Below are 14,825 nucleotides of genomic sequence, written 5' to 3'. Positions count from 1 at the left end.
CATCACCTGCTTTCACTGGAAGTGGTATCTTGGTTCTTGGCATACCCGTAGAGACCTGCAAAGATGAGCACGAATCCGAATAAAAATCCCACCAACGCCATGTAGGGGTTGAAGATATGGCGCCATTTAGCTGCTATCACCATAACCACTACAAGCGCGGCAAAGCGAATCACCATGCCTAGCATACCGGACAAAAAAAGCGGTGCACCCGACGAACGACCATCCGGTTGCCCCCCGCGTATCATGGATAGCACAACGACTGCTCCTCCTAATTCTCCGAGCAACAAGCCGTTTATCCAGACACGCCAGTGCGCAATGACCAACCACAATAGCGCTGTTACGACAAAAATCGCCACACCTATCCATTGTATAGCCTTCAGTCGCGCTTGCAATCCATCCCGCTTCACGGCGACTCATCCCCTAACAACTTTTTGATGAGGAACGCCAGTCCCGAAACGCCAACCGCCACTCCAAGCAGCACGCCGCCAAACGTCAACCACATCTGATGAATTTCAATTGCCAGGCGATGGCCCAAGTAACCAAAAACGATGACGCTCACCGCGAGTTGCATGGTAGCACCGGAATAAACTGCAAACGTTTTCCACATGCTAGGCTCTCGTCTTGACTTTTCTCGCCGCCGATTAGAACGCCGGTCGTTTTCGAATTTGTACACCACCCACGTAGATATGAAAAGAGAGGCGAAACTGATAAGAATCGCAGTCTAGCGCGGTTTAGTCCGGGCCAGGAAGATAGTGATACTTTTCCCATCCTGCCCATTAGGGAGCTGATGTAACCTCGAATACGGGATAAAATACCTTACGCTTGCGTATTTTTCCCTTTCTCTATGGTGGGATGCCCGAACCCTCGCCTATAGTACACTAGAAAAAAAACAAGTGTCAACGCAAAAACCCGAAATTCCGGCGTTTTCAGCCAAAAATAGCGTTTTGTTCACAAAAAATCCGACTTTTCTTTGATTTACTCACTTATAGTCGCTCAACCACCATAGCGACTCCCTGTCCGCCACCAATACAAAGTGTTGCCAAACCATAGCGAGCTTGCCGACGTTTCAGCTCATGCAACAGTGTAACAAGAATTCTCGCTCCACTTGCGCCAATCGGATGTCCCAGGGCAATTGCACCACCGTTCACATTCACCCTATCCATGGGAAACTGTAAGTCTCTTGCTACAGCAAGAGATTGGGCAGCAAATGCTTCATTCGCTTCAATGAGATCGATTTCATCTATGGACAAGCCCGCTTTACGAAGTGCTCTTTGCGTAGCTTCAATCGGTCCAAGACCCATCACTTCTGGCTGCACGCCTGCTGACGCGTAGCTGACAACTCGAGCCATGGGCTCTAATCCATGCAGCTTGGCAGCACTCTCACTAGAGACAACTAAAGCTGCCGCTCCATCATTGATACCGCTTGCGTTCCCAGCAGTAACCGTACCTTCTTTACGAAAAGCCGGACGCAATTTAGCCAATCCCTCAATCGTTGTATCCGGGCGAATAAATTCATCTTCCGATACAGTAAGCGTCATTCCTCGTTTTTGCGGCACAGCCACCTCTACTATCTCATCCGCAAATCGCCCGGCTGCCAAAGCTGCAGCTGCACGCTGCTGGCTCTGGACGGCAAACGCATCCTGTTCTTCACGCGTAAGGCCATAGCGAGAAGCGATATTTTCCGCCGTGATCCCCATATGAACATCACAAAACGCGCACCAAAGCCCATCTCGAATCATGCTGTCGACTACGTTACTATCACCCATTCGATAGCCTTTACGTACACCTTCGAGCAAATATGGAGCATTGGACATGCTCTCCATCCCGCCAGCCAGAAGCACATCCGCATCTTCAGCCCGAATGGCTTGCGCGGCTAACATCACCGCTTGCAATCCACTCCCACATACTTTGTTGATGGTCATGGCTGGTATACTATCGCCAAGGCCCGAGCGAATCGAAGCTTGCCGAGCCGGATTTTGTCCCAATCCCGCCTGCAAAACGTTGCCCATCAACACCTCTTCAACTGCATCCAGAGGCAACCCCGTACGTCGAACAGTCTCTCGCAACACTAAAGCACCGAGATCGACCGCAGAAAGCGGCGCCAAAGCCCCCATAAAATTACCAATCGGAGTTCGCACGGCTCCTGACAAAACTACTTCACGACCCATTTGGATTCCATCCCTTCTTCCAAACCAAACTCAAATACCTATTCTCTTTCATCTATTATTGTAAGCGCATCCACATGAATAGGAAAGCAAGTTTCCATCCATTCTTCACTTCTCACTCAGCGAAATTTGTTGAATAAAAGGCGGAAATACATCCGCCCTATGCCTGTTCATGATTTTCATTATAGACAAATGCCTTAGGTCGATCACGATGCCCAAAGTAATGCAAAATCGCTTCGACGATTCGCTCTGACGCTTTTCCATCACCATATGGGTTTTTGCGCCCAGCCATATCCTTGTAAAATTCTTGATCCGTCAACAAACGACTGGCTGTTTCATAGATTTCCTTTTCGTTCGTCCCCACAAGCTTTAACGTGCCTGCTTCAATGCCTTCCGGACGTTCTGTTGTATCACGCAGAACGAGAACAGGAATGCCCAGCGACGGCGCCTCTTCCTGAATCCCGCCTGAATCTGTCAGAATCAATTTGGCTCTCGCCATAAAGTTGTGATTATCCACAATGCCGAGCGGATCAATTAAATGGATACGTGGATGACCGCCCAACATGGTAAATACCGTATCCCGTACACTGGGGTTGAGATGCACCGGATAAATCAGTTGAACATCGGTGTGGGACTCCACTAAACGAAGCACTGCCGAACAAATGTTACGCAACGGTTCACCCAGATTCTCTCTACGATGCGATGTCATATAAACCAATTGACTATGGGGAGGTAATTGTTCGAGAATCGGGTGACGATAGGTTGAATAGACGGTTGTCTTCATTGCATCAATGGCTGTATTGCCAGTCACATAAATAGCCTCATCAGGCTTCCCTTCTCGCCGCAACTGTTCAGCCGCCAAATCGGTTGGCGCAAAGAAAAGGTCGCTGAGCACATCGGCCAGTTGACGATTCATTTCCTCTGGAAAGGGACTGTATTTGTCGTATGTACGCAAGCCCGCTTCCACATGACCAATGGCTACCTGTTGATAGAAAGCAGCCAGAGCAGCAGCAAACGTGGTTGTGGTGTCTCCATGCACCAGAACAATGTGCGGACGCCGCTTGGCAATGACTTGTTCAATACCTTCCAACGCCTTGCGTGTAATCGTACCCAGTGTCTGCTGAGGTTCCATAATATCCAGATCGTCATCAGGCTCAACCGCAAACACATTCAAAACTTGATCGAGCATTTCGCGATGCTGAGCGGTCACGCATACGATGCTCTCCACCAGTGGCTCTGACTCCAACGCCTTGACGAGCGGAGCCATCTTGACAGCTTCCGGCCGCGTCCCAAAGACCGTCATGACACGTATTTTCTCCACTCTTCCACTCCTCTCGCTGTTCATCAAAATGTGCCGTACAGACGATCTCCTGCATCGCCAAGCCCAGGAACAATATAACCTTTCTCATTCAAACCTTCGTCAATAGCTGCCGTATATATGTCTACGTCCGGATGGTCTGTTTGGATTTTTTTTATGCCCTCCGGTACAGCTACCAATACCATTAATTTAGGATGTACAGCACCATGTCGTTTGACGACCGTTAGCGCAGCAGATGCGGACCCTCCCGTAGCAAGCATAGGATCCACCACAATCACGTCGCGCTCCTGCAAGTTACTGGGGAGTTTGCAGTAATATTCAACAGGCTGAAGTGTATCGTGATCGCGATACAGCCCAACATGACCTACCTTGGCAGCTGGGATAAGGTTCAAGATGCCATCCAACATACCAAGCCCTGCCCGTAAAACTGGCACAAGCGCCAGTGTCTTGCCGGCAATCACCCGGAATTGGGCATTCGTTACCGGGGTTTCTATGGTAACCTCCGCCAATGGCAAAGAACGTGTCAATTCGTAGGCCATCAACATAGCCACTTCCTGAAGAAGCGCACGAAATTCTTTTGTGCCTGTACGTTTATCACGCATGAGCGTCAGTTTATGTTCGATTAACGGATGCTCCATGACATGGATTGTTCCCACCAACTCTACCCTCTTTCTATGGCAAGCGTTTTGCACCAACCCATCCGCTCATTTGTTGAAACTGTCTTATTGTCCCGCCCATTATAGCAGAATCTCCTCAACGGTCGAAGAAAAGATATGATCAGCCGATTATTTTTTGGAGAAAGGTTTACAGGTTGCCCAGAATGTCGAAAATGGAGGTAGCATCTTCCTCCCTCCACTGGGAGATGAAACTATTCGCGAGAGGTGCGATTCCATGGCGCGATTGTCGCGACTCCTTATCCTTTCCGCTGCATACGGAGAAGGCCATCAGCAAGCCGCGCGCGCCGTTGAGGCGGCCGTTACAACACTCTGTCCAGAAGCGGATGTACAAATTCTCGATTATTTGCATGATGTCCATCCAAGATTGGACGCCATGGCCAAATACTTTTACCTGCAAAGTGTCAAATATGCACCCACTCTTTATAAATGGTTCTATCAGAGTACCAGCCAGTTGACTCCACAATCACTCATTCAGCGGCAATTGAATTCCTTGGGCATCGAAACACTGGCTGCTACACTTCACAATTTTCGACCCAATATTGTTCTAGCCACTTTTCCCACACCAGCAGGCGTGGTTTCTATGCTGAAACAGCAAGGCCGTACCAACATTCCGCTGACGACACTGATTACTGACCATGCTATTCATAGCCAGTGGATTCACCCGCAGACTGACTTATATTTCGCGCCATCCGACTACGTTCGCGAAGGTTTAATGGAACGGGGCACTTCGCCCGATCGCGTTGAAGTAACAGGCATTCCTGTGCGTGAAGCTTTTTGTCGCCCATGGAATAAAGCTGAACTGCGTCGAGAACTTGAACTGTCTGAAGAGAAACCGATATTGCTCTTGATGGGCGGCGCTTATGGAGTTCTGGGCGATCTCGGTCAAGTAGCTTTGCAGCTTGCCAAGTACAGCAATCAATTACAGTTAATTGTCGTTGCTGGAAAGAACGAACGCCTGTACCAGCAGCTTTGCGGTATGCCAGAACTAGCTGAAGCGGGTGTCAAGATATTCGGATTTGTGCGTGATGTCTATCGCCTGATGGCTGCTTCCGACCTGATGCTGACCAAAGCTGGCGGTTTGACCGTCAGTGAATCCATGGCTCTGGGCCTGCCGTTGATTATTTATCGACCTATCCCTGGCCAGGAAATTCAGAACTGCCACTATCTTACCAAGGCCGGCACAGCCTGTTTAGCTCGTAACCAACAGGAAATTGTAGACATCTCGCTTCGATTGCTGATTGACAATCCAGAGGAAATTCGCAAAATGCGTCAACGAGCTTTGGCTATCCGACACGTTAACGCTGCAGAGGTGATTGCCCAACGTTTAATAGCTTTGGCCAACGGTCGAATCGTCTATCCCACACCGAAATTTGCAACTATGTCTGCCAATTCAACAGGTGTTGTCCGGTGAGTACACAGGAAAAATCGCAAAGGCGCTGGCTGAACATTATTCCTCGTGATTTTCCGCTGGCGCTCGTCAGCATTTTTTCTGCCCTCTCACTCTCAGAGTTGGTGCGAGGCGCATTGACTTTTTCCGTCCTGCCAACCTATGGCAGCGGTGTCCTCGGCTTGCCTGTGGAAATCACAGCACTCGCTATTTCACTGCACTACCTGATGGATACGTTGTTCCGAACACCTTTCGGTTGGATGATCGATCGCATTGGGCCTCGCTACCCGCTCATGGCAGGCTTTGTGGCTGCACTTTGTGCTGTTATTTTCATGTTTCAAGCCAGAACGGGCGCTATGCTGTTGCTGGCCGCTATGCTCTTTGGCTTTGGTGTTTCGCCCATGTGGCCTGCTGCCATGTCAGCCATCGCTCATCGTATTGAGCCTCAAGAGCGTGCCTCTTATGTTGGTTATTTATACTTATTTTGGTTATGCGGCACCGGGCTTGGTCCAGTGCTGGCCAATTTGTTGATTGCTCGATCTTATCCAGCTGCGTTTCTTGCTCTTGGCTTGGCGGATGGTCTAGGCTTGTTGGTGGTTCTACTCTTTGTTCATAATCGACAATACCGTGCACATGACTCAGTGCGCATATCCAACAAATACAGCTGGCAAAACCGCATTCAAAGCATTTTGACCAATGTACGCGAGGCTTCTTATTTATTCCCGGGAATGTTTGCCCAGACCTTTGCCATTACATCTCTGGTACCGATTCTCTCTTTGTACGCAAAGCTAGAACTGCACCTGTCACCCATCTACTATACAGGAATTCTTGTCTCAGGCGGCGCCTTGACAGCACTGACACTCATTCCTGCAGGTAAATTGGTCGATCGTTTCGGGGCGCGATACTTTCTCATTTTCGGCTTTGGAACGGCTGCTTTTGCACTGATTGTTTTCTCGTTTTACCATTCGCGTCTGGCCACATATCTAGTCGTCGCCTTTATTGGCATCGCCTATGGATTTGTTCTGCCAAGCTGGAATAAAACTGTGGATACGCATATCGATCCCGATAAGAAGGCTACGCTCTGGGGAATTTTTATGACTGTAGAAGGAATCGGATCGGCCGTCGGTCCTTATGTGGGTGGATTGGTTTGGCAAACTCTCTCTCCAGAAGCCCCCTTTTGGGTGGCTGGGAGTGTTATTCTTTTAATTTGTTTACTCTACATCTTTGTACCTTTACAGAAAAAAGACGGTGGCAGAGAATCCATTCGCCACCGCCAACGCAGTACCTTTTAGAATCTATGTCTTTCCTATTTTGAAAGAACCTCTAGATGCCACAGCCTTGGCTGTGGTATTTGTTTTTAAATGGTGAGATCTGGATAAAGCGGGAAGCGGGATGTCAAGGCGCTCACGCGACTTTTCGCTTCTGCTTCGCCAACTTCTGTCCAATCTTTTTGCAAAACGAGCGAGAAAACTGATGCAATCTCACGCATTGCTTGCTCGTCCATGCCACGCGATGTGACGGCCGGAGTGCCGACACGAATACCGCTTGTAACCATGGGACTCGCCGGATCGAAAGGAATAGTATTCTTATTCACTGTAATGCCCACTTGATCGAGCCGTTTTTCTGCTTCTTTACCGCTCAATTCACGGCTTCGCAAGTCAATGAGCACCAAATGATTGTCAGTGCCACCAGAGACCAGTTGAAATCCTTCCTGAAGGAGAGCTTCAGCTAAAGTTTTGGCATTCTTGACAACTTGCTCGGAATACGTTTTGAATTCTGGTTTCAACGCTTCACCAAAAGCAACGGCTTTCGCGGCTATCACATGCATCAGCGGGCCGCCTTGTATACCAGGAAAGATGGATTTGTCTATGGCTTTGGCGAATTCCTCCTTGCAAAGAATCATGCCGCCGCGCGGACCACGCAATGTTTTGTGCGTAGTTGTGGTCACAAACTGCGCGTGCGGTACAGGCGACGGATGCAATCCTGTTGCCACAAGACCGGCAATATGAGCCATGTCAACCATCAAGTAGGCTCCCACTTCATCCGCAATTTCGCGCATTTTAGCAAAGTCTATGATTCGCGGATAGGCGCTCGCACCAGCCACCAACATTCTGGGACGGTGTTCTTGAGCCAATCTGCGTAATTCTTCATAGTCAATACGTTGCGTCTTTTCGTCTACACCATAGGAAATAAACTCGTAAAGTTGTCCTGAGAAATTAACTGGGCTACCGTGCGTCAAATGTCCGCCATGCGAGAGATTCATGCCGAGCACTTTATCTCCTGGCTTGAGCACAGCAAAATATACCGCCATATTGGCCTGCGCTCCGGAATGAGGCTGCACATTGACGTGCTCCGCACCAAACAATTGCTTGGCGCGATCGCGAGCGATATTCTCGACGATATCAACATATTCACAACCACCATAATAGCGACGTCCTGGATATCCTTCGGCGTACTTATTCGTTAGCGGACTTCCCATAGCTTCCATCACAGCCGGACTGACAAAATTTTCAGAAGCAATCAATTCAATGTTGTTGCGTTGACGGTTTAACTCTTGCTGCATAGCCGCAGCCAACTCAGCATCATACTGGCTCAAGTTCATTCGTCCGTCTCTCTCCTTTATGCTGGCTACCTATTTTGCCAACCAACGTTTTTCAGCTTCTTCCCTACTGTAAACAGCGCGCATGCCACCAATCAACGGCGGCCTTGTCCTAGCCAGCACCAAATGCGCATGACCAATGGACTGGACAGAAATACGTACAGGAACCGCGACTGGTTTCAAATGCATACCGATTAAAGTGTCACCAATGTCCACACCCGCATCGGCCGCAATGGCAGACACCAGACAGGCATCGCTCATTTTACGATAGGCTGCAGCTGCTACCGCACCCCCCGCACCCGGCACGGGTATAGCAGAAACCTCCTGCCAACCATGCGTCATCGCCAATTGGCGGTTGACGACCAGCGCCCGGTTCAGATGCTCACAGCATTGAAAGGCGAGTTGACAGCCTGTTTCCGACGACCATTGCAGGAAAATATCAACTATCTGCTGACCAATGGCCATTGAGGTTGCCGTCCCAATACGTTGACCTGCCACTTCACTGCTTGATGCTCCTACCACCAAGACTTGCCCAGTTCCCAAGCAAGCCAGTTGTTGAAACTCGTCCAGAATGGCGCGCAACGGTTCTGCAATATTCAAATTTTGCTGTTGTCTGTCCACGACTTGTGGAGATGGATGGTCACAAGAATCACTCTCTGTTGGCAGCATTCTTTCCATCTTCACCGCCCTCCTCTGAAGATTGCGGCAAAAGGCGGATCATTTCCCTGATCAATTCTTCCAATTGGGCAGCGCACGCCTCATACGCCTCGTCACACTGTCCGAACGGATCTACAATATCATACCCAGAGCCATCGCGATCGACCTTTTTCACAAATTCCGATAAAGTATAAGTTTTCTCCGCAGCATCTGGAAATTTTTCAAGCATCGCTTGTTTATGGGCTTCTGTCATGGTAAAAATGAGATCCGCTTCCTTAACCATGGCATCCTCCACAGGCTGAGAAGCGTGATGTCCGACCACCACTTGGCGACGCAACAACGCATCTACTGCCGATCGCGACATCAGTTGACCTGGAAATGCATACAATCCTGCTGAACGAACCGTATGGTGAAGTCCCCGTTTGGCTATCTCATGACGAGCTAACCATTGAGCCATCGGACTTCGACATGTATTCCCTGTACAAATAAACAGCAGATTCATTGGCTATAGACACCTCGCACAATCATCGCTTAGGGGCGACGAATTGCCTGGTAAGTTAGATGGTGAAAAGGAGTGCATGTCGCACTCCATCTTCTTGCCATTGTATCCTCTTTCTATAAACTTACTCAAATAAAAATCGCAAGCCAAGAAAAATCAGCAAAAACGAACCAAACAACTCTCCAAGCCAGCCTGACCAGCCTGAAGCTTTTTTCCCTAAATATAAACCTGCTCCTGTCATGACCGCACCCGCTACGCCAAACGCAAACGCCGAAACTATACCGTATGTGGCCGAACGCAAGCCAAGCGTAAAGCCAACGGACAAAGCATCAATGGATACTCCCGATGAAAAAAGCAAGAGAGAAAGCAAACTGTTGCCTCTTCTTCTGACAGTTTCTCTTTTTTTATGAAAACTCTCAAAAAGCATGTGGATTCCTAGACCAATTAACAAAAATGCTCCAAACCCTTTTGCAATTTGTCCAACTTTTGCTTCTACCCAAAATCCTACCCAAAGACCCAGGAGAGCAAAAACAATATGAAAGAGACCGATGCATATGCACATCTGAATCGCCCGCTTGCGATTGATCCCGTTTAAGCCCATGCCGATGGATAGTGAAAAAGAATCCATTCCAAGCGCGATCGACATCATGGCAATATTGAGCAAATCTCTCATGGAAAAAGGCACATGCACCCTCCTCAGGCAACAAAAGAACATCTCTGCCCAGAAGCATGGCTCGAGCAGAGAATGTTTCTATGAACTGCTTCCTTGTAAGGAGAGTATGCACCTATCCGGACAAACATGATGAATCATGTCGGCAAAGAGATGGCTTAGGATGATTCAGCGTGCCATAATCGGCCTTCCGTTGCCTTCAAGAGTCGATTATGAATAGCTGTTCCGAGAGGATGAAATGCACTTGGGGCAAACACATAAAGTGCTTCCAAATGAGCTGTATCCGCTTCACGCATACTACTGTATAGCTTGGCTGCAAAAGAAGGCGCATAGCTCCCTTCCTCTCCTTCTATCCAGTAGGTCCAAACAGGAGAAGGTTGCAGCAAGTCTGCCAATGTTTGAAAATTCCGGGGCGCGATGAGGCCAAATCGTTGAATGGATGACTGCAATAACGCCTGTTGCATAGCTGATTGAACGGACTCTACATTGCCCCACCAAGCGCTGACTGGTGTATGTGGCGCATAGTGACGATATTTCATACCCGGAGCCAGTGGCGTTCCACCTTCTTGGAAACCTGTAGAAACCGTTACTGGCAACCCTGTGGCATCCTCTAGCATGGCGGCCGTAATCGCTCCTGGACGATAAATATGTATGCTCTCTTCCTGCACCGCTGCTACGGTAGATTCAATTCCCCACTCACAAGATCCACCTTCCACCAACACATCAAGATGATCCGCCAAATCAAGCAGGACAGTTTCTGATGTGGTAGGACTCGGCAAGCCAGAACGGTTAGCACTCGGAGCAGCTACTGGCACTCCAGACAGACTGAGCAGAAGTTGCGCAACAGGATGATTGGGTACACGAACACCAATCAAGGTCTGGCCAGGATAAACGCTTCTCGCAATAGTCTTTGTTGGCGGTAACAGCAAAGTGAGCGGTCCGGGCCAAAAGGATTCTATCAGTCGTTTTTCGTGCGGGCGAATACGTGCTATATCAACAGCTGACGAGATGGCTTCAACATTGGGTAGATGGACAATGAGCGGATTGTCAGCCGGTCTCCCTTTGGCTTGAAAAATACGCAGAATGGCTTCCTCCAGATTGGCATTCGCGCCCAATCCGTAGACCGTTTCTGTAGGGAAGGCAACTAAGCCGCCCTGTCTCAGAGCGGCAGCAGCAGGGGATAACAGCCTGATTGCCTGGGTTTTGTTCTCTCGCGCCATACTTACACTTACTTGGATGCGCTGCACACTCTGCTACCTCCTTTACGATGGGGTTTGTTTCCCAGCGAGTGATTTTATCCGACTTGCACATGTTTTTTAGATGGACCACTGGTGAACCAATGTATGCCATAGCTCTTCTCCATAGTCAACTACAGCCAGCCGTACCTGAACCTTCTCTTCTTTGCCGTTGGGACCCATCATATTGAGTACCTCAAGAGGAGGTAAATCCGGAAAACTTCCTGTATTCGGAACCGCGTCACCCTCAGCAATATCGACAAAACAGAGAGGCGGGAATAGGACGCACCACCAATTGGCACCTTGTCCCTTTCCGAGGATAATGCGTAACGCTTCATAATTACCGGCTGGATAAATTTGATTCCCATAAATTTTAGTAGGGAAAGGAACTTTGCCTATATTGGTTTGCACACCGTATGTAAAGCCATGCTCACGAGTCACCTTTAAGGCAATTTGCTCAATATCTGCTTCGTGTTCTTCCAAGATACGCCGAGCCTCTGCAGAACTCGTAACACCTTTTAACCATTTTCCTACTTGCAGGACTATAGCATTGCGTACTTCCCGTTTCAATTGTTGATCTTGAGGACTATCGCTGTTTGCAATAATTCTTAAACGGAGCGCCTCTTTAGGAATGGGTGCATCATGAGGCACGGCAAAATCAATGGATTGAATCTTCGCTGTTGACATATCGGTTACAGCGCTGTTCGTCGAAGCTGTGCTCGTTTCCAAAAGATGTCCAGCTACACAGATACCACCCACAATTGTTGCCAATACCATCATTCTACGCCACATTCTTATTCGCCTCCCTATCTTCTCTAGCAAAAGTCTGCCCAGAAAAAGATAGGTTTAAACCATCCCCCATAAATTCATTGCAGTCCTAAAAGGTCAGCTTCTATGGTGGCGAATGACAGCTACCACACGATGAACGCCCCGCAAATCGCAATGTAATTGCGTTGCAAAAGAATGCCAAGGCTTGGTTGAAAAAAGTTGCTGTACTTGCTTCGCCTGTCCCATACCCACTTCTAAAAAAAGACCCACAGCCTCTTCGTCTGCAAGTATTCCCGGCCCTAATCGGGCAAGTTCTCGATAAAAATCGAGGCCGTCTTTTCCAGCAAACAGGGCAAGATGGGGTTCAAATCGAACAACCTCTTCATCCACACGGCGATACGGATCTGATTCCGCAATATAGGGTGGATTAGATAGAATGATGTGAGGTTTTTTTCCATTACGCTTATTGATCTTAGCTAAAAGACGCAAACCGTCTGCTCGAATAAAGCGGACGGCTGCCTGGTGAAGCATCTGATTTTGACGTGCCACTTCCAACGCCTCAGGGGAGATATCCACTGCCCAAACTTGCCAGGCTGGATACTCCAGAGCCACAGAGACTGCCAAGGCACCGCTGCCGGTACCGAGATCGAGCAAACAACCTGTGTGTCTGCCACTTTCCTGCAAAAATGCCAGAGAAATCTCTAAAAGACTTTCTGTATCAGGACGAGGAATTAAGCAACGCTCGTCAACCACAAATTTTCTACCCGCAAAATAAGCATGCCCCAGAATGTAAGCTAGTGGCTCACCTTGCAGGCGACGTTCAAGAAATGACTGTATTTGAAGCCAAACTTCCTCCTCAATCGGATCTGACAAGTGACGCCACAATTCTTCCACCTTCCATCCTGATGCGGCGGCTAGAAGTTCTGCCGCTTCATGATGGCATTGATGAAATGCATCGTCTGGCTGCCACTTTTGAAACAGTGGCTGTTTGAGCAATTGATTCCTTGCCTCGCTCCAGCATGTTGTCACTGTGCGAATCATGCCTCTAATGCCTCATTCAATTTAGCGCTTTGTTCAGCAATAATTAGATGTTGAATAATCTCTTCCAAATCTCCCGCCAAAACACTTTCTAAACGATGCAGGGTCAGGCCGATCCGGTGATCCGTCACGCGACTTTGTGGAAAGTTGTATGTCCGTATCCTTTCACTGCGATCGCCCGTACCTACTTGATTTTTGCGATTAGCTGCCTGCTCTTGCTGTTGTTCTTCTAAATATTTTTCATACAGTCGTGCACGCAGGACTCTCATGGCTTTATCTCGATTCTTCAACTGTGATTTTTCATCCTGGCACGAGACGACTAACCCTGTCGGCAAATGGGTAATTCGTACTGCCGACTGAGTGGTATTGACACTTTGTCCACCTGGTCCGGTTGAACAAAACGTGTCAATGCGCAAATCTTTTTCATGAATTTCCACTTGTACATCTTCAACTTCCGGCAAAACAGCCACTGTAGCTGTGGAAGTATGAATACGACCACCCGATTCTGTGGTTGGTACACGTTGTACACGATGTGTTCCACTTTCATATTTCAGCTTGCTGTATGCTCCCTTACCTTGCACAGAAAGCGTTGCTTCACGAAATCCTCCTATATCCGTATAACTAGCATCGATGAGCTCTACCTTCCAACCGCAATTTTCAGCATAGCGTGTATACATACGTAACAAATCTCCCGCAAACAACGCCGCCTCTTCGCCACCAGCCGCTGCCCGAACTTCGAGAAAGACATTTTTATCGTCATTTGGGTCTTTGGGAAGTAGTAAAATCTGTAATTTAGCTTGATAGTCATCTATCTTATTTTGCAAATCATCGAGTTCAAGCTTGACAAGTTCTCGCATTTCATCATCCAATTTCTCATCAAGCATAGCCTTCGCACTTTTAAATTGCTCTTGTGCTTCCCGATAGGCGCGATAAATTTCTACAGTTTCTTGTAAATCAGACTGCTCTTTAGCGTATTTGCGCAACTTTTCTGGATCGGACGATATATTAGGGTCACACAACCAATCACTTAATTGTTGATAACGCCGTTCCATAGATTCAAGTTTCTCAAACATGAACTCACCTTCTTTTCTCACATCGTTGGCATTAACCTGTTCTCTAAATAGCGGAAAAGAGCCAAATTACGCCCGCCCTTATGCAAAATAAACGCATAAAAAAGCGACCCTGCGGTTAGCAGGCGTAACTGGCCCTTTTCAAAAGGCAAACTATTGAGCGTTCTTCATTCCGTATTTTTTATTAAAGCGATCTACACGACCGCCGGCATCTACCAGCTTTTGCTTACCGGTAAAGAAAGGATGGCATTTGGAACAGATTTCAACTCGAAGATTTTCCTTCACAGAACCTGTTTCAAATGTTTCACCACAGGCACACGTTACAACAGCTTTATGATAAACTGGATGTCCTTCTGCTTTCATGCGTTTCACCTCTTTCACATTCCGCAAAATAGCACTGTGGAGTAGTATATCACGTTGTCTGCCTTCTGTCACGTCATCGCGATCACTCAGCTAAAATCTTACCGAAAGGGTATCGGCTCACTCAAACAGAAATCTTACCGAAGGGATCGATGTGCGGATGTCCATGCAGAGTCGGCAAGAGTACCTGAGTACGATGCGCGTGCGTTACCTTAAGGCACGCACTAGGCAAGAGAAATCGCAGATTTTGGATGAGTTGGAGCGGACCCTGGGATACGCGCGGAAGTACGCGATTGCCACTATGAAACCCAAACCGGAGCACGATAAACCGCCCGCTAAGCGTACTCGCTCTCTTCGGTATAGGGATGTGATGCCCATCGTT

The 14,825-nt window shown here is 48.3% G+C and carries 16 protein-coding genes and 1 pseudogene; 3 read left to right on the top strand and 14 right to left on the bottom strand.

Going from position 1 to position 14,825, the window contains the following annotated elements; genetic code table 11:
- Positions 1 to 2: 2 nt before the first annotated feature.
- The 5 genes from BUA75_RS09810 to upp all read right to left on the bottom strand — a co-directional run bounded on the left by BUA75_RS09810 (position 3) and on the right by upp (position 4,121).
- The gene (locus BUA75_RS09810) at positions 3 to 407 is read right to left on the bottom strand and encodes a hypothetical protein (protein ID WP_242650296.1); all 405 of its coding nucleotides are present in this window, start codon (positions 405 to 407) and stop codon (positions 3 to 5) included.
- Positions 404 to 607 carry a hypothetical protein gene (locus BUA75_RS09805; protein ID WP_242650295.1) on the bottom strand — a complete coding sequence of 68 codons (204 nt, stop codon included), beginning with the start codon at positions 605 to 607 and terminating at the stop codon, positions 404 to 406. Before BUA75_RS09805 ends, BUA75_RS09810 begins: the two co-directional genes overlap by 4 nt.
- A 376-nt stretch (positions 608 to 983) precedes the next feature.
- Positions 984 to 2,168 (bottom strand): acetyl-CoA C-acetyltransferase, encoded by a 1,185-nt coding sequence (locus tag BUA75_RS09800; RefSeq protein ID WP_072874433.1) that lies wholly within the window; start codon positions 2,166 to 2,168, stop codon positions 984 to 986.
- 157 nt (positions 2,169 to 2,325) lie between these two features.
- Positions 2,326 to 3,486 (bottom strand): non-hydrolyzing UDP-N-acetylglucosamine 2-epimerase, encoded by a 1,161-nt coding sequence (wecB, locus tag BUA75_RS09795; protein ID WP_072874432.1) that lies wholly within the window; start codon positions 3,484 to 3,486, stop codon positions 2,326 to 2,328.
- Positions 3,487 to 3,509: 23 nt separating this feature from the next.
- Positions 3,510 to 4,121, bottom strand: a complete 612-nt coding sequence (gene upp, locus BUA75_RS09790; protein WP_370541577.1) for a uracil phosphoribosyltransferase — start codon at positions 4,119 to 4,121, stop codon at positions 3,510 to 3,512.
- 253 nt (positions 4,122 to 4,374) lie between these two features.
- Here upp and BUA75_RS09785 point away from each other — a divergent pair, with 253 nt between their 5' ends.
- Together BUA75_RS09785 and BUA75_RS09780 are read left to right on the top strand one after the other, a co-directional pair.
- Positions 4,375 to 5,571: an MGDG synthase family glycosyltransferase gene (locus BUA75_RS09785; protein WP_072874430.1), complete on the top strand. Its 1,197-nt coding sequence runs from the start codon at positions 4,375 to 4,377 to the stop codon at positions 5,569 to 5,571.
- Positions 5,568 to 6,839, top strand: a complete 1,272-nt coding sequence (locus BUA75_RS09780) for an MFS transporter (RefSeq protein WP_072874429.1) — start codon at positions 5,568 to 5,570, stop codon at positions 6,837 to 6,839. Before BUA75_RS09785 ends, BUA75_RS09780 begins: the two co-directional genes overlap by 4 nt.
- Before the next feature lie 65 nt (positions 6,840 to 6,904).
- On the opposite strand, the gene glyA is transcribed toward BUA75_RS09780, so the two are convergent.
- From glyA to rpmE, 9 genes are all read right to left on the bottom strand, one after another.
- Positions 6,905 to 8,149: a serine hydroxymethyltransferase gene (glyA, locus tag BUA75_RS09775; protein ID WP_072874428.1), complete on the bottom strand. Its 1,245-nt coding sequence runs from the start codon at positions 8,147 to 8,149 to the stop codon at positions 6,905 to 6,907.
- 30 nt (positions 8,150 to 8,179) lie between these two features.
- Positions 8,180 to 8,824: a TIGR01440 family protein gene (locus BUA75_RS09770; RefSeq protein ID WP_242650294.1), complete on the bottom strand. Its 645-nt coding sequence runs from the start codon at positions 8,822 to 8,824 to the stop codon at positions 8,180 to 8,182.
- Positions 8,796 to 9,305 carry a low molecular weight protein arginine phosphatase gene (locus BUA75_RS09765; RefSeq protein WP_072874427.1) on the bottom strand — a complete coding sequence of 170 codons (510 nt, stop codon included), beginning with the start codon at positions 9,303 to 9,305 and terminating at the stop codon, positions 8,796 to 8,798. Before BUA75_RS09765 ends, BUA75_RS09770 begins: the two co-directional genes overlap by 29 nt.
- A 121-nt stretch (positions 9,306 to 9,426) precedes the next feature.
- Positions 9,427 to 9,987, bottom strand: coding sequence for a manganese efflux pump MntP (locus BUA75_RS09760; protein WP_242650293.1), 561 nt, complete (start codon positions 9,985 to 9,987; stop codon positions 9,427 to 9,429).
- Between the two features lie 143 nt (positions 9,988 to 10,130).
- A complete protein-coding gene (locus tag BUA75_RS09755) occupies positions 10,131 to 11,219 on the bottom strand; it encodes an L-threonylcarbamoyladenylate synthase (protein WP_083574261.1) in 1,089 nt (362 codons plus the stop codon).
- A gap of 69 nt (positions 11,220 to 11,288) precedes the next feature.
- Positions 11,289 to 11,999 (bottom strand): stage II sporulation protein R, encoded by a 711-nt coding sequence (gene spoIIR, locus BUA75_RS09750; RefSeq protein WP_072874425.1) that lies wholly within the window; start codon positions 11,997 to 11,999, stop codon positions 11,289 to 11,291.
- A gap of 93 nt (positions 12,000 to 12,092) precedes the next feature.
- On the bottom strand, positions 12,093 to 13,016 hold the full coding sequence (gene prmC, locus BUA75_RS09745) for a peptide chain release factor N(5)-glutamine methyltransferase (protein ID WP_072874424.1): 924 nt from the start codon (positions 13,014 to 13,016) through the stop codon (positions 12,093 to 12,095).
- Entirely contained in the window at positions 13,013 to 14,086 is a 1,074-nt protein-coding gene (gene prfA, locus BUA75_RS09740; protein ID WP_072874423.1) for a peptide chain release factor 1, read from the bottom strand. Before prfA ends, prmC begins: the two co-directional genes overlap by 4 nt.
- 150 nt (positions 14,087 to 14,236) lie before the next feature.
- Positions 14,237 to 14,446, bottom strand: coding sequence for a 50S ribosomal protein L31 (gene rpmE / locus BUA75_RS09735; RefSeq protein WP_072874422.1), 210 nt, complete (start codon positions 14,444 to 14,446; stop codon positions 14,237 to 14,239).
- Between the two features lie 163 nt (positions 14,447 to 14,609).
- Between rpmE and BUA75_RS16110 the strand changes: the two are divergent.
- Positions 14,610 to 14,825: pseudogene (locus BUA75_RS16110) on the top strand (DDE-type integrase/transposase/recombinase); the annotation flags it as partial.

The organism is Alicyclobacillus tolerans (genome assembly GCF_900142255.1).
Classification (GTDB): domain Bacteria; phylum Bacillota; class Bacilli; order Alicyclobacillales; family Alicyclobacillaceae; genus Alicyclobacillus_I; species Alicyclobacillus_I tolerans.
This window is presented reverse-complemented; position numbering and strand designations above follow the sequence as displayed.

What these genes read in the sequence shown, in the direction of transcription:
- BUA75_RS09770 (WP_242650294.1), bottom strand. Translation starts at nt 8,824, where the DNA reads ATGGAAAGAATGCTGCCAACAGAGAGTGATTCTTGTGACCATCCATCT.
- BUA75_RS09785 (WP_072874430.1), top strand. Translation starts at nt 4,375, where the DNA reads ATGGCGCGATTGTCGCGACTCCTTATCCTTTCCGCTGCATACGGAGAA.
- spoIIR (WP_072874425.1), bottom strand. Translation starts at nt 11,999, where the DNA reads ATGTGGCGTAGAATGATGGTATTGGCAACAATTGTGGGTGGTATCTGT.
- prmC (WP_072874424.1), bottom strand. Translation starts at nt 13,016, where the DNA reads ATGATTCGCACAGTGACAACATGCTGGAGCGAGGCAAGGAATCAATTG.
- BUA75_RS09765 (WP_072874427.1), bottom strand. Translation starts at nt 9,305, where the DNA reads ATGAATCTGCTGTTTATTTGTACAGGGAATACATGTCGAAGTCCGATG.
- BUA75_RS09805 (WP_242650295.1), bottom strand. Translation starts at nt 607, where the DNA reads ATGTGGAAAACGTTTGCAGTTTATTCCGGTGCTACCATGCAACTCGCG.
- prfA (WP_072874423.1), bottom strand. Translation starts at nt 14,086, where the DNA reads ATGTTTGAGAAACTTGAATCTATGGAACGGCGTTATCAACAATTAAGT.
- BUA75_RS09800 (WP_072874433.1), bottom strand. Translation starts at nt 2,168, where the DNA reads ATGGGTCGTGAAGTAGTTTTGTCAGGAGCCGTGCGAACTCCGATTGGT.
- rpmE (WP_072874422.1), bottom strand. Translation starts at nt 14,446, where the DNA reads ATGAAAGCAGAAGGACATCCAGTTTATCATAAAGCTGTTGTAACGTGT.
- upp (WP_370541577.1), bottom strand. Translation starts at nt 4,121, where the DNA reads ATGGAGCATCCGTTAATCGAACATAAACTGACGCTCATGCGTGATAAA.
- glyA (WP_072874428.1), bottom strand. Translation starts at nt 8,149, where the DNA reads ATGAACTTGAGCCAGTATGATGCTGAGTTGGCTGCGGCTATGCAGCAA.